Origin of the sequence: Mycolicibacterium nivoides, from assembly GCF_003855255.1 — a bacterium.
GTDB lineage: Bacteria > Actinomycetota > Actinomycetes > Mycobacteriales > Mycobacteriaceae > Mycobacterium > Mycobacterium nivoides.
The window spans coordinates 4,254,901-4,275,963 of the sequence record NZ_CP034072.1 but is presented as its reverse complement, the minus strand read 5'-3'; the positions used below and the strand labels follow the sequence as shown (position 1 = coordinate 4,275,963).

The window sequence follows — 21,063 nt, the reverse complement described above, 5'->3', positions numbered from 1 at the left end:
CGTGGACATCCAGATCCCACCCGAGCTCCAATGGGTGTCATATCTCGCGGGCGGTGAGTGGCCGCAAGGCAGTGAAACCCGCACCCGCCGCATCGGCGAGCACTATCAAGCCGCGGCCGAGGCACTTCAGGACCTCATCCCGGACCTGAGCAGGGTCCGCGGTGAGACGATGTCGGTTCTGTTCGGCGACACCGCCGATGCCGCGGAGAAGCAGTTCGCCATGCTGTTCGACGGCGATTACACAGTGGAGAAACTCGCCCAAGGCATTTCGGGGATGGGTGAGGGCGCCACCAACTTCAGCTCCGAGATCGAATACAGCAAGCTGTCGATCATCGTCGGACTGGCTCTCGCCGCCGCCGAAATCTCCTACAGCCTGGCCATGTCCAGCACGACGCTCGGAGCGTCGACAGCGGCGATTCCCGTCATCGAGACAACCACGATGGCGTGGATACGTGCGCTCGTCGCGTGGGCGATCCGGCGTATCGGCGAGAAGATGGCCGAACTGCTGACCAAGACGATGATGAAACGGCTCCTGCACGAAACCATCCAGGAATCCTTCGAGGAGCTCGGGCAGGGCCTGCTTCAAGAGGGGATCGTCCAGGGCATCCAGGCCAACAACGGACACGCCGACTACCGGTGGGACCGGTTCAAACAGACCGCGATCGCTTCGACGGTCGGTGGTGGAGCCGGTGGAGCCACCGCTGTCCCGGTCGCGCACGGGCTCGGACCTGCCCGCAACCGGTTCATGGCGGCGACCAAGGGCGCGACCACCATGTTCACCGCCGGCGTGTCGGGCAACGTAGCCGGCACGTTGTCGGTCGGTGGCGAGTTCGACACGATCTCGATCCTCGCCAGTTCCACCAGCACGAGCATCGGCGGTCTGAAAGGCATCGGCGGAGGCCATGCACCTCAGCAGGGCAACCAGACGAATCCGGCGGGTCCGGCACGGCCCGATGCTCCGAATGTCGGTCTGCGTGGTGAGAATCCGGACGGGAGGCTGGACACCGGCCAGCAGGACACCGACGACGACGGTGAGACCACAGCCAACCGAACTCCGCAGAACGATTCCACCGGACAGTCGGCCGCACCGGCCAAGGCGGGAACCGGGCGCGGAAGCAGTGGCCAGACGAACAACACGACACCGCAGTCCGATTCGAAGGCGACTTCCAAGAACGGGGAACGTCACGGTGCGCTCGACGAGTCCACGGATCAGGACTCCGACGAGGCACCCGACAAAGCCGACGCCGATACCGATACCAACGCCGATACCGACACCGAAAGCCAACATGTGCCCGCCGACCGGGATGAGCAGCACGAGCCGTCAAAGTCGGAGCACGACAACAGCGATTCGGCCGACATCGCCGCGGATCAGCCCGCACACACGGCCATGCTCAGCCCGGACCAGGATGCCGCCGACCCGGCGGCGAATGTCTCGACGACGGACGTGCCACACGCCGCAGTAGCTGCCGAACCAGTGTCGGTCGATGCGGGACAGGTCGATGCGACTTCCGACGTCCAGGGTGCGCAGCACGTCGAAGGCGCACAAGCTGCTCCCGAGGTCGCAGACATCGCACAGGCACCTGCCGAAGCTCCGTCGTCGCCGAGCACGGTATCGCCCGCCACCTCGCCGGCACCGGTCACCTCAACGCCGACGACCACGACCACCACACCCACGACCACCACACCCACGACCACAACCAACACACCCGAGCAAGCGACCAAACCGGCTGCGACGAAATCTGATTCGAAGCCCGTCGAGCCGAAGCAGACTCCTCCGACAGCTCAGCCCGCTGGGCCGGAATCGCAGGCCGCGGGAGTCCCGGCCGCGCGGATCCAGGAGACCGCGCGGGACACGAACCAGAACAACGCGCCGAACACCGGCGAGCAGGTCTCGGTTCCGACGCGTGGCGACCAGAATTGTGTGCTCGACGCTGCCGATGATCTGTCGGCGCACTTCGGCCGGGACTACCCGGTTGCCGGGGAGCCGTCGTCCACCGGAATGCCCGCGCGGGCGTTGTACGAAGCCACCGACTCGGGAGCGGACTTCGCCACCTACGGCGAGATCGAGGCCACGCTGCGGGGCATGGAACCCGGCTCGGCCGCGGTCATCACGTCGGCATGGGCGGGCAACGGGCAGCGCCAGGGCGGGCATGCCTACGTCGCGGTCTTCGACGGTAGGGACGTATATCTGCTGCACCGCGGGGAGCGGCAGGGCTGGCCGCCATCGTGGGGTGAGAGTGCGGTGTCGGTGACCGCCGTCGGTTACCTTGACGCACAGGGTAATCCGGTGAACGAGCTCGGGTCCCGACCCGATGATCTCGCCGCGGCGATCGCGGTGGGCGACGTACAGGGCACGCAGGACCAAGCGCCGGGTGAGCAGTGGCGACATGTCATACCCCAGAGCCAGATCGCCGACCAGGCACTCGCGAAACGCGTGCCCCCGGTCGATGCCGGTGACCTGCGAAACCCGCTGGGGCTGATGGAATCAGCGGACGCCCGGGCCCGCGCCAACGCGACCTGGTGGACCGGGCTGACGGGCGCCGAGCAGCGCGCCCTGATCGACATGCACCCGCAGCACATCGGGAATGCGGAGGGCATCCCGCCGGCGGCCCGCCATGCGGCCAACACCCAACTGCTGGAGGCACAACGCCGGCAATTGCAGGATTGGCGGGACAGCGGCCAGCGGTTGACCCGCAGTCAGAGCCGAATGCTGGCTCGGCTGGACCGGATCCAGAGCTCGTTCGCCGACGCGCAAGCCCGCGCTCAGGAGGCCGGGGTCGACGCGCCGATGCTGTTGGCCTTCGATGCGTCGGAATTCGGCGGCCACGGCCGAGCAGTCGTCAGTTTCGGTGCCGATCCGTATCGAGCGGATTCGGTGTCGTGGCACGTGCCGGGGCAGGGCACCACGATCGACCGGATCGGCGCCTGCATGGACGGCGCTCTCAGCCACCTGCAGGCCACCCTCCAGGCCAACCCTGGGCAGTCAGCGGCCTCGATCGCGTGGCTCGGCTACGACGCACCCAGCGGTTGGAGTGGGTGGCGGGTGGCGGGGCACGGGTCCGCGCGCGAGGGCGGCGCGGTTCTCTACAGCGATATCCGGGCGTTCAACGCGGGCCGCGACACCGTGGCGGCCGACGGCAGCCACTTCACCGACAACCACATCTTCGCCCACGGCTACGGTTCGACCGCCGTCAGCTATGCGGGCCGAGATGGTCGGCTGGCCAACGATATTCGCACGGTCACCCTCACAGACTCGCCGGGAGCCGGACCGGTACGCCGCGCCGCCGAGTTCGGGATCGGGGCCGACAACGTCTACGTGGCATCGACGTCGCGCGATGTTCCGGCCGCGCTGGCCGGACGAACGCCGATCGCCGAACTCAGCCTCGGGGTCGACCCGTGGGCGGAAGCCTTCGGGGCCAATCGCGGAACCCACACACAACTCGAACCGTCGTCCGAGACCGATACTCCTGCTCTTGAGCCGGTCGCGCCCGCTGTCCAGAGCACGCGCGAGATCGCGGATGATGCGCTGGCGCAGAGGGATCCCCCCGTGAGTGCCGGCGATGTGGTCAATCCACTCGGGGTGGCCGAGGACGCCCGAACCCGGGCCGAGGCCAACGTGCGGTGGTGGGCTGGCCTGACCGACGAACAGCGACAGGCGTTGATCGAGACATACCCGACGCGGATCGGCAATTCCGAGGGCATTCCGCCGGCCGCCCGCGACCTGGCGAACCGCACCGCCCTGCAGATGGCCCGGGATCACGTGCAGCAGAAGCTCGATCGCGGCGAAAAGCTGACCAAGCCGGAGAAGAACCACCTGCTGCGCATGAACCGCCTGGATGCCGCGTTGCAACAGATGGGGCGCGAAGCAGCCGAGGCCGGCCTCGATGCTCCGCTGGTGCTGGCATTCGATCCGCCTGCGTTCGGCGGCGACGGCCGGGCCGTCGTGAGCTTCGGCGCGGACCCGTATCAGGCGGATTCGGTGTCGTGGCTGGTGCCGGGGTTCGCGACGACGATCGACAAGCTCGAAGGGAACATGCGCAATGCGCTGAACCACCTGCAGTCGACGCTCCAGGAGAATCCGACGCTGGCGGCGACGTCGATCGCCTGGATCGGCTATGACGCGCCGAACGATTCGGCCACCCCCCGGGTCGCCAGGCCGACGCTCGCACGCCAGGGCGCCGAGATTCTGTACAGCGACATACGGGCGTTCAACGCGGCGCGCGACACCGTGGCCGGTGACGGCAGCCATTTCCGCGGCAACCACATCTTCGCGCATTCGTACGGTTCCACCACCGCGAGCTACGCCGGTCGGAACGGCCGACTGGCCAACGACATCCGCACCGTGACGCTGTTGGGCTCGCCGGGTGCGGGTCCGATGCGGCATGCCCGCGATTTCGGGATCGGCGCCGACAATGTGTTCGTCGCGTCCTCCTCGCTGGACCCCGTCACCGGGTTGGGTGGGCGCACAGCCGGTGAGAACGGCCGGTTCTTCGGACGCGGTCTCGGCCTCGATCCGGCGATGGATACGTTTGGGGCGGTGCGTGTTACCGCCCAATTCCCAGCATCGATGAACGACGGCGGAAGCGTCGGCACCCACCGAAGCTACTACCGTTACATGGACGGTGACACCGATCCACGGGTGCGCACGGAATCGCTGGCCAACTTCGGCCGGATCGCCGCCGGGCATCCCGAGAGACTGCACCTGGAAGGGCACCGCACAGTCGTCGACGGGCGCACCGTCGAACCGGCCGCCGGGCGGGCGTTGCGGCTGGACGGTGATATCGACACCCACCAGCCGGGGGAGCCACGCCGGTGGAATCCTCGGTGGCATCCGGGCGAGGTCGAGCCGTCAGCGGCGCAGGTGGCAGCGGATCAGGCGCTGGGGCAACGGATCCCGCCAGTGGGCATCAAAGATCTGGTCACTCCACTGGGGAACGAGCCTCAGGCGGTGGCCCGCGCACGAGCCAACGCGGCGTGGTGGTCGGGACTGGGCGAGCAGCAGCGGGCCGATCTGATCGAGGCGTACCCCTTCCAGATCGGCAATGCCGAAGGCATCCCGGCCGCCGACCGCGACATGGCCAATCGCCGTGTGCTACAACGCTATCTGGACCGTGCCGCCGGCATCCAGGCGCAGATCGATGCCGGTACCCAACCCAACGACACACAGCTCGACTTCCTGCTGCGGGTGAACCGGCTGGAGAGTGCTCTGCAACGGGCGCATGTGGCCGCTCAGCAGGCCGGTGTGGGGGAGCCGCTGGTCCTCGCCTTCGACCCTCCGGCATTCGGCGGCGACGGACGTGTGCTGGTGAGCTTCGGCGTCGACCCGTACGTGGCGGACTCGGTGTCGTGGTACGTGCCCGGCATGGGGTCGCAGATCAACAAGCTCGACTACATCATGCACTGCGCATTGAACATCCTGCAGTCGACGCAAACCGAGAACCCGTCCATATCGGCGGCTTCGATCGCCTGGTTGGGTTATGACGCACCGAATGACTCGGCGACGGTCCGAGTTGGCAGTACGAAGTTGGCCGAGGCCGGCGGTGACATCCTGCACGCCGACATCAGCGCCTTCAACGCGACGCGTGACGCGTTCGCCGGGGACGGTAGCCATTTCACCGGCAATCACATCTTCGGGCATTCTTACGGGTCGACGACCACTGGTTATGCCGGACGTGGCGGCCGGTTGGGGGAGCACGTCAGCACGATCACGCTGCTGGGTTCTCCTGGCGTGGGCCCATTGCAGAGCGCCAGTGATTTCGGGATCGACCCTCGTAACGTGTTCGTGGCGTCGTCTTCTCGGGATTTCGTGACGGGCATCGGTGGGCGTACGCCGGATTCGCATGGAAGGTGGGGCCGGGGTCTGGGCACCGATCCCGCGATGGACACCTTCGGCGCGCAGCGGATCCGCGCGGAGTTCCCGGCGTCGATGGACCGCAAGGACACCACGGCGACCCACAACGCGTACTTCGATTTCCAGGAGACCGACGGCCCGGGCACCCGGCAGTGGCTGGTCACTCCGGCGAACGCTGTCCGATCCGAGTCGCTGGCCAACGTCGGCCGCATCGCTTCCGGGCACACCGAACGACTCGATCTCGAACCACACCGCACCATGGCGGAGCGGCCCGGGCGCTTCTTCGGAACTCGCAGGGAAACCGTCGAACCAGCGGGGGCACGGAACAACAACCAGGGCCGCAACTGGTGGAATCCGCGGTGGCGTGATGCCGACATCGAAGTCGACCCACGGCACGCCGTCACCGAACCGACCTGGACTCCGTCCAGCGGCGAGACCCAGCACACGGCAACCCGGGCGGTGGCGGATGCGGCTCTGGCGCAGCGGGTTCCGCCCGCAGGTGCAGCCGATCTGGTCAATCCGCTGGGTAGGGCCGGGGACGCGGTGGCGCGGGCCCGCGGCAATGCCGTGTGGTGGTCGGGTCTGACAGATGCGCAGCGACAGGCGCTGATCGAGTCGTATCCGTCACGGATCGGCAACGCGGAAGGTATCCCGCCGGCAGCCCGGGACGCCGCGAACCGCCTGGCGATCAAGCGTTTCCGCGATCACGTGCAGTCGATGATCGACCGTGGTGTGCGGCCGGGGAAGAACGACCTCGCCAATCTGTTGCGGGTGAATCGTCTGGACCTCGCCTTGCAGGCAGCGGCGGCCAACGCGGCGCAGGCCGGGGTCGGCGGCCCGATGGTGCTCTCACTGGACCCGTTCGAGTTCGGTGGTGACGGCCGGGCGGTCGTGAGCTTCGGTGCGGATCCGTATCAGGCGGATTCGGTGTCGTGGCTGGTACCCGGATTCGCGACGACGGTCGACAAGCTCGAAGGCAACATGCGCAACGCGCTGAACCACGTGCAGTCGACGATGCGCGAAGATCCCACACTCGCGGCCACGTCCATTGCCTGGATCGGCTATGACGCGCCCAACGGCGCGGCCAGTGGCCGGGTGCTGAGTCCTGCGTTGGCGCGCGCCGGTGCCGAGATCCTGTACTCCGATATCCGGGCTTTCAATGTCGCCCGCGACACCGTGGCCGGAGATGGCAGCCGTTTCAACGGAAACCACATCTTCGGCCACTCCTACGGCTCGACCACCGTGAGCTACGCGGGCCGGGGCGCACGCCTGGCGAACGACGTCCGCACCGTGACATTGCTGGGCTCTCCAGGTGCCGGACCGATGCACCATGCCAGTCAATTCGGGCTCGACCCCGGCAACGTGTTCGTCGCGTCCTCGTCGCGGGATCCGGTCACCGGCTTCGGTGGGCGCAGAGCGGAGCAGAACGGCCGCTTCGCGGGGCGCGGGCTGGGCATGGATCCGGCGATGGACGAATTCGGGGCAGTCCGGGTCACCTCCGAGTTCCCGGCGTCGATGAACACGGCGAGCACCGTCGGGACACACAAGAGCTACTACCACCATGTGAGCGAGGGCGACGGTCCGCCGGTGCGGACCGAATCCCTGGCCAATTCCGGGCGGATCGCCGCGGGGCGCACCGACAGGCTGGACCTCGAAGGGCATCGTCGGGTGGTCGACGGCCGCACGGTAGATCCCGCGGCCGGACGGCCACTGCGATTGGACGGCGACACCCAGGCAGAGCACGAAGGCCCGCGACGGCCGTGGAATCCGCGGTGGCGTGCGGGAGAGATCGAGCCGTCAGTGGCGCGTGTGGTCGCGGACGAGGCGCTGGGGCAACGGATTCCGCCGCTGGCTGTCGACGACCTGGCACATCCCCTGGGTAGGGAACCGCAAGCGGTGGCGCGAGCTCGCAACAACGCCGCGTGGTGGTCGGGGTTGTCGCAGGAGCAGCAACAAGCTCTGCTCCAGGAGTATCCACAGCAGATCGGCAACGCCGAAGGTATTCCCGCTGCCGTTCGCGACACGGCCAACCGGGAGATGCTGCGGCGCCACGCCGAGCGGGCAGCAGCAGTGCAGGCGAAGGTCGATGCCGGTCAGGACCCCGGCAATCGCGACCTGGACTTCTTGCGAAGGATCAACCGGCTCGAAACCACCATGCAGCGAGCGGAAGTGGCTGCCCAGCAGGCCGGAGTCGGGCATCCGCTGCTGCTGGCGCTGGACCTGGGGGCGTTCGGCGGTGACGGACGCGCGCTGGTGAGTTTCGGAGTCGACCCGTACACGGCGGAATCGGTGTCGTGGTACGTGCCCGGCCTGGGTTCCCAGCTGGACAAGCTCGACTACATCATGCACTGCGCGTTGAACATCCTGCAGTCGACGCGAACCGAGAACCCCTCACTGTCGGCAGCCTCGATCGCCTGGCTGGGGTACGACGCACCGAACGATTCGGCATCGGCGCGCGTGGCCCGGCCCGGCCTGGCCCGCGCCGGCGGCGAGATGCTCTACACCGACATCAGCACCTTCAACGCGGTGCACGACGCATTCGCCGGTGACGGAAGCCATTTCAACGGCAATCATGTGTTCGGGCATTCGTACGGGTCGACCACCACGGGCTACGCCGGGGCGAACGGCAGGCTGGCGCCGCACATCACCACGGTGACGCTGATCGGATCACCGGGCGCCGGGCCACTGCAGCAGGCCAGTGACTTCGGAATCAGTACGGACCGCGTGTTCGTGGCCTCGTCGTCCCGAGACTTCGTCACCGGACTGGGTGGGCGTACCTCGGATTCGCAGGGCCGGTTCGGCATCGGTCTGGGCACCGACCCCGCGATGGATACCTTTGGCGGGCAGCGCATCAGCGCCGAATTCCCCGCGTCGATGGATCGCAAGGACACCCTGACGACCCACAATGCCTACTTCGACCATCTGGAAACCGACGGTCCGGGGACCCGGCAGTGGCTGGTCACCCCTTCGCACGCGGTTCGCACGGAGTCCCTGACCAACATCGGCCGAATAGCAGCCGGGAACTACGACGACGTTCACACCGAACCGCACCGAACTGTCGATGAGAACGGCTCCCGCACCGTAGAACCCGCGGCGGGCAGGCCGGTCATGCGGCTCGACGACGATCCCGGTGTCTTTCACCCGACCGACACACACAACCGGAACGCCATCCCGCGCTGGACCCGCGGCAATGACTGCGCCCAGGTTCTGGCCGGGGAAGTGTCGGCACGGACCGGCCGGGACATCCAACTCGACACCGCGCCGTCACGCCGTGGGACACCCGCGCGGGCGATGTTCAAAGCGTTCGGGTCCAGCGCGGATTTCGCGACATACGCACAGATCGAAGAGACGCTGCTGGGCAGGCCCTCGGGCTCGATGGCGGTGATCGCGTCGCGCTGGAGCGGAGGGCAGCCCGTCGGGCACGCGTACATGGCGGTCAACATCGACGGCCGGGTGTACCTGTTCGACCCTCACACCCGGCAGTATTCGGGATGGCCCCCGCACTGGGGCCAGGACGCGGTGACTCAAACCGCCGTCGGCTATCTGCACAGCAACGGTGATCCCGTCCAGCGCGGGCGGTGGCACAACCAGTTCGCCGCGGCCGCCATCGGCCGGGTCCAGGGGCTCCCAGACGGCCTGGCCCAAGGGAACATCGACAACAGGCCGGCCGCGGACCGCGACGCCGCGAATCGCGCTTTGCTGCAGCATTATCGGGACCGGGCCGACCACATCCGGACAAAGCTCGACCAGTTCGGGCCGGCCACCCGTGAAGAACGTGCCTTCCTGGAGCGCGTCGACCGGCTCGACCTCGCGGTACGGCAAGCCGACGCCGACGCGGCCCGAGCCGGCCTCGAAGCCCCGCTGGTGCTCGCCCTGGACACCTCGGCGTTCAGTGGCGGTGGCCACGCCGTCATCAGCTTCGGCGCCGATCCCTACCACGCCACGAGCGTGACCTGGCAGACCGCACGCGGATCGATCGAGCAGCTGGGCACCGTGACCGTCCGCGCTCTCGACGGGCTGCAAACCTCCAACGGAGCGCATGACGCGGCGGCCATCGCCTGGATCGGCGACACCGGGGCGCTGCACCGGGACCTGGCCGCCTTCCATGCGACCCGTCAGACATTGGGAGAGCCGGGGCCGTTCACCGGCAATCATGTTGTCACCCAAGCGGGCCCGCCTGTTCGCAGCGAGTCCGGCACCCAGGTGGTCGCCCACCGGGGTGCTTCCCACGACTTCCCGGAGCAGACCCGGGCCGCGTACACCGAAGCGCTACGGCAGGGCGCGGGCGCCCTCGAATGCGATGTCCGGCTCACCAAAGACGGTGAATTGGTGCTCATTCACGACAAGACCGTGGACCGCACGTCGAACGGCACCGGCCGGGTCGGCGACATGACGCTGGCCGAGTTGCAGGCGCTCGACTTCGACGGTCACGGCATTCTCACCCTCGACGAGTTCATCCAGCTCGCCCAGGACGCCGAGCGTCCGGTGACGTTGTTCATCGAGACCAAACATCCTGCGCAGCAGGGCTTGAAGATCGAGCGCGAGGTGGTCGCCGCGCTGGAACGGCACGGGCTGGCGAACCCGGGACCGGACCAATTGGTCAAGGCGGCGGTGATCTCGTTCTACCCCGATGCGTTGGTGCGGGTCCGCATGGCCGCGCCGAACGTCCCCACGGTTCTGTTGGGCCCGTCGGCCCGCTATCTGGCCGGCATAGTGGGTGCCACGGCCATCGGGCCGTCCATCGAAACTCTGCGCAACAATCCCGAACTCGTCGGCGCGGCCGCGGCGCGAGGACTGGCCACCTACTGCTGGACGGTCAACAACGAGGCCGACGTGCAGTTCGCCCGGGACCTGGGCGTGGACTGGGTCGCCACCGACCACCCGGGCCGAACCGGGAACATGCTCGGAGATACACCAACGCGATCGTCCACCGAGCATGAAAGTTCCGTGACCGCACCGGAACCCGCCCTCAGTGAGACGGTTCGGCAGGTGGCCGACGATGCCTTGGCACGGCGGATTCCGCCGGTGCGGCCCGACGAACTGCGCAATCCGATGGGACCGGCCGAGGAGGCGTCGGCGCGGGCGGCCAACAATGCCCGCTGGTGGTCCGGCCTGACCGAGGAGCAACGCAGCGCCGTCATCGAGACATACCCGCAGCACATCGGTAACGCAGAAGGCATCAGCGCTGCGGACCGCGACCGCGCGAACCGCAATGTCCTGCAACAGATGCGGGAGCAGGCGGATGCCGTCCAGTCTAAGGCGGATCGCGGGGAGCGGCTCAGCGGCGCAGAGAAGAAATTCCTCCGCCGGATGGACAAACTCGATCTCGCGCTGCGCAAGGCAGCGGTCGACGCCGCACAGGCCGGGGTGGACGGACCGCTGCTGCTGGCCTTCGACGCATCGGAGTTCGGCGGTGACGGGCGCGCCGTGCTCAGCTACGGCGCCGACCCGTATACCGCGGACTCGGTGTCCTGGCACGTGCCGGGCGTCGGCACCACGATGGACTCGCTGCTCGGCTTCAACACCACCTCCGCACTGAATCACCTTCAGGCTGTTCAGCAGGAGAACCCGGGATTGTCGGCGGCATCGATCGCCTGGGTCGGCTACGACGCGCCCAGCGGCTGGAGCACGCTGCGTGCCGCCGGGCACGGTATGGCCCGCACCGGCGGCGACATCCTCTACAGCGACATCACGGCATTCAACGCCGCCCGCGACACACTCGCCGACGATGGCAGCCACTTCACCGGTAACCACGTCTTCGGCTACTCCTACGGATCGACCACCACCGGATACGCCGGTCAGAACGGAAGACTCGCCGGGCAGGTCCGAACCGTGTCCCTGGTCGGCTCACCCGGTGCCGGTCCGGTGCGTACCGCCGGTGAGTTCGGTATCGGCGCAGACAACGTGTTCGTCGCCTCCTCATCACGAGATGTGGTCACCGCGTTGGGGGGCCGTACCTCCGCCTCCAACGGCCGGATCCTGGGCATCGGCCTCGGTACCGATCCGGCGATGGATTCCTTTGGCGCCGTGCGGGTCACCGCCGAGCCGCCGGCATCCATGAACCGCCCGCTCACGGGCGGCACCCATCACGCCTACTTCCTGAACACCGAAGCGACGACGAATCTCGGGCGCGTCGCCGCCGGGCATCCGGACCGCGTCGTCGCAGAGCAGCGCCGCACCGAGATGGGACGCAGCCGCCAACAGCCATTGCTGCGCACCGTCGAACCCGCCGGAGATCGAGTGGGGGGCCGGCGGTTCTGGAACGCGCTGTGGCGCCGGCCGCCCAACTGCGCCGTCACGGTCTCCGAGGAGTTGTCCTCGTTGTTCGGCCGGAAGTTCGGTCTGGATGCCACCCCGTCGCGGCGCGGTGTGCCGGCGCGGGCGCTGTTCCAGGCCGTCGGCTCCGATGCAACGTTCGCGACCTACGGCGAGGTCGAGGCCAGACTGCTGGGTGACCCGTCGCTGCGGGTGGCCGTGCTGACATCGCAGTGGACCGGTGGGCGGCAGAGCGGACACGCCTACCTGGCGGTCAAGGTCGACGGCCGCGTGCAGCTCTACGATCCGCACACCCGGCAGTACTCGCCGTGGCCACCACATTGGGGCCAGCACGCGGTGACCCAGACCGCCGTCGGCTACCTGCGCACCAACGGCGATCCGGTCGGGCCGATGACCGCCGACGTGCCGCTACAGCTCGACGCTGCCGATGCCGTCGGCAATGTTCAAGGCCCCCAGCGGGATCCGGGCTTGTCCCGGCAGCAGGCCGAGTACCGGGCGCAGGATCCGGCCACCCGGGTGGTGGATACCCGGTACGCCGAGCCACTGGGTGACGTGGTCGACAACGCCTCCGACCATGCCCGGGTCCAACAGCTCGCCCGGGACCTGTCCGGCGTGTACGGGCCCTACCGCATTCAGCTGAAAGCCGAAAACCTGACCGACGTGGTCTTACTGTCCGGGGACATCTTCGACGGCAACAAGAAGATCGGCACCATTTCGCGGCAGTTCAACCGGGATCCTGACGGCACCCTGGTAGCCGCCCACACCGGCCTGGTCATTACGGACGAGAACCTGCGCGGCAAAGGGTTCTCCAAGGCCCTCACCTCCGAGCTGGAGCGCTTTTACGTGCGCTCGGGTATCGACCGTATCGAGCTGACCACCCACGACAAGGGCGGCTTCGCCTGGGCCAGAAGAGGTTACGCCTGGGATCCCAGGCCCGTGCAGATCCAGGAATCGCTCGACCGGGTGAAGCAGTCGGCCCGCGAGCTACGTGAGATCGTCAGCGACGAAGGCAAGGAACTTCTGGATCAGGTTGTACAACAGTTGGATCCGAGCAATCCGCGCTTGCCGGAACCCATCGACCTGGCGAATCTGGCCACGACCGCAGAACCGAATCTCGGTCAGCTCCTGCTCGACGGAACCGGCGCCGTGTACGGCCGCAACGGCGTGCACTACGTCAAATACCTTGACCCGGCATCGGTTGCTCCGGCCCGGACCGGTCTGAAGGGGTGGCTGCAGAATCTGTTCGGGCGCGACCCCACTTCGCGCGCGGCCCTGGACAACTGTGCCTACGGCGTGGCCGGCGAGCTGTCGAGGATCTATCCCGGCCGTTTCGACCTTTCCGTCGCCCCCACGAGTACGGGGGTACCGGCCTGGGCACTGTTCCGGGCCGCGGACTCGACCTCCCAGTTCGCGACCTATGCCGACATCGAGGCCGAACTGCTGGGCAGACCGGCCGGGTCGTCGGCAATCGTGGTGTCGCGCTGGGCGGCCGACGGTGGGCGTCAGGGCGGGCACGCCTACCTCGCCGTCACCGATGGCCGGCGGGTGCAGCTGTACGACCCACGCACGAGGCAGTACTCGCCGTGGCCGCCGCACTGGGGCGAAAACGCGGTGGACCGCACCGCCGTCGGCTACCTCGACGAGAACGGTGACCCGCTCAACCGGATCGGCGATGCGCCCCAGCAGATCTCGCTGCACGCCGCCGACAGCGTCGGCGACGTCAAGGGCCATCCAGCCGCCGATGACTTCCCGGCGAGGCAACAGGAGTACCGCGCCCAGGACCCCACCACCCGCCGCGTCGACTCGACCTATGCCCAACCGCTGGGCCAGATCGTCGACAGCTTCGACGCGGATCAGGTACAGCAACTGGCCGCGGATCTTTCCGGGGTATACGGCCCGTACCGGGTCGAGATGTTCCGGGCCGTTGCCGACGAACGCACCGGTGAGGTCATCATCGGCGGTGCGATCATCAGCGGTGACGAAGAGATCGGCTTCACCCAGCAGACCTACGTTCGTGACCGCGACGGCAACCTGGTCGCTCACCAGAACGTGGTGGACATCCCGAACAAGGCCTTCCGCGGCAAAGGCTTCGCCAAGGCGCTGGTTGCACAGCTGGAGCAGTACTACGCGATCTCCGGAGTCGACCGAATCGAGCTGCGCACCGAGCAGGACGGCGGCTATGCCTGGGCCCGTCAGGGTTTCAGCTGGAATCCCGACCCGGCGAAGCTGCGGGCATCGGTCGACAACGTCAGAAACTCCGCTCTTCGACTGCGTGGTCAGGTCAGTCCCGAGGCACAGGCAGTCCTCGACGACGTCATGCGGCGGCTCGATCCGAGCCGGCCCGACCTACCCGAACCCATCGACCTGGCGGCACTGGCTACAAAACAGGAACCCCATCTGGGCCGTGACCTGTTGACCGATACGTACTGGAGTGGCGTCAAGTACCTCGGCGCCGAGGCGGTCGGCGACGCGCAGGGCATCCTCCACGCCGAACCCCTGGGTGACGTGATCAGCGAGTCGATGGATCAGGGTCGGGCTCAGCGACTCGCTGACGATCTGTCGGGTGTGTACGGGCCCTACCGCGTGCAGTTCAGCGGTGAAGCGCTGCCGAACGCACTGCAGCTCACGGGGGAAATCTTCAGCGGCGATAGGCGAATCGGCGAAATCGACCGGATCTTCATCCGCGACGAGAGCGGAAAGCTCGTCGCAAACCACAACGAGATGACGATCGAGGACGAGGCCTTCCGGGGCAAGGGCTTTTCCAAGGCGTTCCTGTCCGCGTTCGACGTGTACTACACGCGTTCCGGAGTCGACCGCATCGAGTTGCTGGCTGTTCGGGACGGCGCCTACGCGTCTGCCCGGCGGGGATTCAGCTGGGATCTACGTCCCGATGAACTGCAGGAATCCCTCGACTCGGTCAAGGGTGCCGCACAACGGCTGCTGAGTTCGGTCACCCCCGAGGCCCGGGCGGTTCTCGAAGAGGTCATCGGGCGGTTGGAGCCGGGCCATCCCCGATTGCCCGAACCCGCCGACCTCGCGAGTCTCACCGCAGAGGGCCATCCTGAGCTCGGCCGCGAATTGCTGCGCCGCGCAGCCTGGTACGGCATCAGGTACATCGATGAGATCGCAGGTTCCCCAGCGGACGCGGTGGGGGACGTCCAGGGACATCCGGACGACGGCGACTTCCTGGACAGGCAACGTCAATACCGGGCACAGGATCCGGCCGACAGGGCGGTGGACAGCCGCTACGCCGAACCGGTGGGCGACGTGGTGGACAATGCGTCCGACCCACAGCGGGTACATCAGCTGGCAGCCGATCTCTCCGGCGTCTACGGCCCGTTCCGCGTTGAGCTGCAGCGGGTTCCAGACGAGGCCACGGGTATCGCCGGTTACATAATGAGCGCCGGTAAGCAGATCGGAATGATCTACTGGTCGTACCACCGGGACGCCGCGGGCAAGCTGGTCGCCGAGCACGGGATGATCGAGATCACCAGTGCGTCCCATCGAGGAAAGGGATTCTCCAAGGCCCTGGCCAAACAATTGGAGCCCCTCTATGCGCACTCGGGTGTCGAGCGGATCGAGATGGAAGCAGCCTGGGACGGTGCATATGCCTGGGCCAGCTGGGGTTTCAGCTGGGCGCCGGACCCTGTGAAACTGCAGAGTTCGCTGGACAGCATCAGAAACTCAGCGCAGAAGTTGCAGGCACAGGTCGGTCCCGAGGCGCAGGCCGTTCTCGACGAGGTTGTCCAGCGGCTGCACCCGGACCACCCGCGCCTGCCAGAGCCCCTCGATCTGGCGCGCCTCAGTGCCCCAGGCCATCCCGATTTGGGCCAGAAGTTACTCACCAATACCAATTGGCATGCCGTCAGGTACCTCGACGTCGAGGCCGTCGATTCCGTCGGTGACGTCCAGGGGCACCCCGGCGAGCCTGATTTCGCTCAGCAGCAACAGGAATACCGGTCACAGGATCCAGCAACCCGACGCGCCGACACCCGCTACGCCGAGCAGCTGCGAGAAGTGGTCGACAGCTTTGACCGAGAAGATGTCCGCCAACTCGCCGAGGACCTGTCGGGGCGATATGGGCCGTACCACGTCGAGTTCTCGCCCGAGCGGATCGTCGGCGGCGAACGCTTCACCTTGTACGGACTGATTCGCAGCGGGGACACGGAGATCGGCTACCTGTCGCGGCAGTTCTCACGCGACGAGGACGGCAACCTCGTGGTCGAGAACACCATCATCAGAATCGAAAACAAGGAATACCGCGGGCGGGACTTCTCGAAAGCGCTCACCTCGGAGTTGGAACAGTACTACGTGCGCTCCGGTGTCGATCGCATCGAATTGGTGTCCAAATGGCAGGGCAGCAACGCGTGGTCGCGTCGAGGGTTCACCTGGTCCACCGATCTCTATCACCTTGATCAGTCCCTCAATGAGATCAAAGACGCCGCGCTGCGACTGCGCCCACATGTGGCTACCGAGGCTCAGGCGGTTCTCGACGGCATCGTGACGCGGCTCGAAGTCGGTCACCCGCGGCTACCCGAACCGATCGACCTTGCGATCCTCGCCACGGCCGAGGAACCCGAGCTGGGCCGAAAGTTGCTGAACAACACCTCGGTTCACTTTGTGAAGTACCTGCCGAGCCCTGCCGTCGCCGAAACGCAAACACCTGGGCAGAACTGCGCGCACGGGGTGGCCGACGTGTTGTCAGCACGATACGGGCGGCCTTTCCGGGTCGAGGTCGAACCCTCTCGCACCGGTGTCCCGGCACGCGCGCTGTACGAAGCCGTCGGTTCCTCGTCGCGCTTCGCCTCCTACGACCAAGTGGAAGCTTCTCTGCGGCGCCTCGGTGACGGTTCGTCGGCGGTGTTGACCTCGCGCTGGACGGGCGGCCGCAGCGGCGGACATGCCTATCTGGCGGTCAACGACGGCGGCGAGATCTACCTGATCGATCCGGCGACCGGAGAGCGCACGGGATGGCCGCCGCACTGGGGCCAGGGAGCGGTCGACCGCACCGCGGTCGGCTACCTCGACGGCAACGGCGACCCGGTGAACCCGCTGCACGACGTCCCACTCAGGCTCGGCACGGCCGACTCCGTAGGTGATGTCAAAGGCTTGCCGGCCGCCGACCCCCCGTCACCGGCTCAACTGGCCGACGAGGCCTTGGCGCAACGGACTCCACCAGTGGGCATCGCCGATCTGGTGGGCTCCGCCGGCGATCCGGGTACAGCGGTCGAGACAGCGCGGGCCAACGCAACGTGGTGGAAAGGGCTGAGCGCAGATCAGCGGCAAGCCTTGATCGCGGCATATCCGGTGCAGATCGGCAACGCCGAAGGTATTCCGCCGCTGGCCCGACATGAGGCGAACACCCGGGTGCTGCACGATTGGCTGAGTTATCGCGACGGGTTGCAGGCCAAGCTCGACAGCGACATCAGGCTGGGCTACGAAAAGAAACTGGAATTACTGCGTATCAACAGCATTGAGGCGGCCCTGGAGCGGGGAGCTGTGGCGGCCCGACGGGCCGGAGTCGATGGTCCGTACCTGTTGAGGCTCGACACCAACGCCTTCCACGGCGCGGGGATGGCCGTCGTCGGCTTCGGTGTCGATCCATATCTCGCGGAGTCGGTGGTGTGGAACGTCCCCGGGCGCGGAATGACCATCCAGGAACTGGGCCCAGGCATGGGAACAGCCCTCAACCATGCGAGTTCAGCGCTGCTGGAAAACCCGACCGCGTCCGTGTCCTCGATGACCTGGATCGGTTACGACACGATGCTCGACGATGGCGGACAAACCGGTGGCGATGCGCTCTTCAACGACATCCGGGCCTTTAACGCCGGCCGCACTGCGTGGTCGGAAGGCGACACCAGGTTCAGCAACAACCACGTATTCGGACACTGCCAGGGATCGACCGTGGCCGGCCATGCCGGTGATAACGCACGCTTGGACGGCGAAATCCGCACGGTGACCCTCTACGGATCTCCCGGCCTGGGCCCGATGAACCACGCCGGTGAGTTCGGTTCGGGAGTCGACGTCTATGTGGCGACGGCGTCGACCGATCCGTTCACGCGGCACGGGGGCACCACGCCCGGCTCAAGAGGTGACTTCCGGGACGGCTACGGTGTCGACCCCACGATGGATTTCTTCGGGGCACAGCGCATCACCTCGGAATTCCCGCTGACCGCGATGACCCGGGGTGGCGACTACGACATCCACAACTTCTACAGCACGTTCGTTGACAAGGATGCCGGCGTACGTAACGAATCGCTGGCCAATTTCGGCCGTGTGATCGTCGGGCACATCGAGCGCATCCAATTCGAAGCCCACCGCACCCTCGTGACCAATTCTGATCAGGCAGCGAAGGTCCGGGACCCGGCGGCGATGCGTTCTGCGCAACTCGATGATGTTGCGCCTCCTGTCGCCGATCCCGCCGACAACTGTGCCTATGGCGTCGCGGATGTGTTGTCGCACAGATATGGCCGCGCGTTCCGGATCGCTGCAAAAGTGTCGCCGTCCGGGGTGGCGGCGCGGTCGCTGTTCGAAGCCCTCGGCTCCAGCGCCGAGTTCGCTTCCTACGCCGAAGTGGCCGAACGACTGAAGCAGTTGGGGCCGGGATCGTCAGCGGTCCTCGCATCGCGGTGGTCCGGCGTGCGGCAAGGTGGGCATGCCTACCTCGCGGTCAATGACGGTGGTGAGATCTACCTGGTCGACAGGCGCAGCGGGGAGCGTGCTGGGTGGCCACCGCACTGGGGGCAGGTCGCGGTGGACCGCACCGCGGTTGGCTATCTGGACTCCGACGGCAACCCAGTCGACCCGCTCGGTGATGTGGCTCTGCAGCTTGCCGCGGCAGATGCCGTCGGAGACGTCAGGGGCCTACCGGGAGAGCCGGATTTCGTTCGGAGACAACAGGAGTACCGCTCCCAGGATCGCACTACCCGCAAAGTTGACACCAGCTTCGCCGAGCCGCTTTCAGGACTGGTCGACCATCCCGACCCGGCTCGAGGCCAGCAGTTCGCCGACGACCTGTCCGGCGTGTACGGGCCTTACCGGCTCGAACTTGAGGCCGAGGCGGTTCCGGGAAGCGACCGGGTTGCGCTGTCAGGTGTGATCCTGAACGGCGACACCGAAATAGGTTCGATCGATTGGTCGTTCGACCGCGACGATGACGGCAACCTCGTCGCCTATAACGGCTTGCTGAGCATCGACAGCGGACAGTACCGCGGCCACGGGTTCTCGAAGGCGTTGACGTCGGAGTTGGAGCGTTACTTCGTGCGCTGTGGTGTGGACCGGATCGAGCTGGTCTCCGACTGGCAGGGCAGCAATGCGTGGGCGCGTCGCGGATTCACCTGGGGTCCTGATCTCCATCACCTCCAGGGCGCGCTGGACCAGATCAAAATGCGGGCCCAGGATCTGCGCGACCTGGTCAGCCCCGAGGCCAAGTCGGTGCTGGACGCGATGGTGGCGCGGCTGGAAGTCGACCACCCCCGGCTACCGGAGCCCATCGACCTGGCAAACCTGACCACCACCGAGGAACCGGACCTGGGGCGTCGGCTGCTGGAGGGCACCTCGATCGACTTCGTCAAGCATCTGCCGATCGCCGAGGGGGATCCGCTCATGCGGCTGGGCGTACCCGTACACACGCCGGGCACGCTCTCGATGGCAGAGGCCACAACGCTGTTCAGCGACGGCGAACTCCGGATGCACGAGCTCAACGAACAACTCATCGGCGAGGGCGTCAGCGCCGAGGAACGTGCCCGGCAGCTGTCGGAACTGCGGAACTCGCTGCGCACCTGGACCTATCAGCTCATGAGCAACCGGGACGCCGCAGAGTTCCTTTCGCGCAACACAACCACCCCGACCTTCGAGGACCTGGTCGCGCGCAACGCCGAGCGGGGCCTGACCGGGGATGCGATCTACGAAGCGATCGTCGACACCTCCATCCACAGTCGTTTGGCCCCGGGCAGCCTTTCCGACATCGAAACCGGTGCGATCTACTCGCAGTTCGAGCTCGGGCTGCGGGCACTGAGCGAGCAGATGGTCCGGGACGGCGTGGATATCGAGGACCGGGCCAGGACCCTGGCGGGTCTGCGCAGCTCGCTGCGGGCCTGGACCCGGGAACTGATGGAGAACCGCCCGGCCGCCGACTGGCTGTCGGCGAACGAGAGCAATCCCTCGTTCGAGGATCTGGTCGCCCGCTACGAACGTAAGGGGCTGTCGGGCGATGGCGTCTACCAAGCCATCATCGACGGTGCTACCCACAGTCACTATGCGGCCGGGACCTTGTCCGACGAGGAGACCCGCACCGTCTACACCACGTACGAACTGCGGATGCGGGAGCTTCGGGACCAACTCCTGCGCGACGGCGTCGGCGCCGAGGAACGGGCCAGGACGATGTACGGGATGAGAGCGACGATCCGCAGCTGGACCCGCTCCCTGATGTCGGACCGGCAGCTGGCCGAATGGCTCAACGAGAACGAACCGAACCCCACCTTCGACGAGCTCGTGGAACGGAACCGCGCCAAGGGACGGGTCGGCGACGAGATCTACGAGGCCATCGTTGCCAGCTCCACCCGCAGCCGTGGCAGTGTGAACGCAGGTCTCGGCATCGATCCGGACAATCCGCCCGATCTGCCGCCCATGAGGGGGCCCGACGACGACCGTCCGCAGGATCAGGAAGAGGACACCACATGACCAGCCAGAAGCCCACGCCGTTGCGGTACGACCAGACCGGCCTGCGCGGAAAGCGCGCGCACGTCCTGGTCGAGGAGCCGACCGACGAGATCGACTGGCCGGCGAACCTCCCGGCCGGGATAAAAAGCGTGATCATCGTCGACGATGCACCGAACCCGCACCACACGCTGCGGGTGCACCCGACCGATGACCCAGGCCGGGTGGCGTTGGTGGTTTTCGACCAGTTGGCGCTGTACGAAGGTGACGAGGAGTAG

2 protein-coding genes are annotated in these 21,063 nt (G+C 66.9%); both read left to right on the top strand.

Going from position 1 to position 21,063, the window contains the following annotated elements:
- The first annotated feature begins 1 nt into the window (after window position 1).
- The gene (locus EH231_RS34725; RefSeq protein ID WP_124713220.1) at window positions 2–20,809 is read left to right on the top strand and encodes an alpha/beta hydrolase; all 20,808 of its coding nucleotides are present in this window, start codon (window positions 2–4) and stop codon (window positions 20,807–20,809) included.
- A complete protein-coding gene (locus EH231_RS20775) occupies window positions 20,806–21,063 on the top strand; it encodes a DUF7161 family protein (protein ID WP_090430212.1) in 258 nt (85 codons plus the stop codon). Before EH231_RS34725 ends, EH231_RS20775 begins: the two co-directional genes overlap by 4 nt.

What these genes read in the sequence shown, in the direction of transcription:
- EH231_RS20775 (WP_090430212.1), top strand. Translation starts at nt 20,806, where the DNA reads ATGACCAGCCAGAAGCCCACGCCGTTGCGGTACGACCAGACCGGCCTG.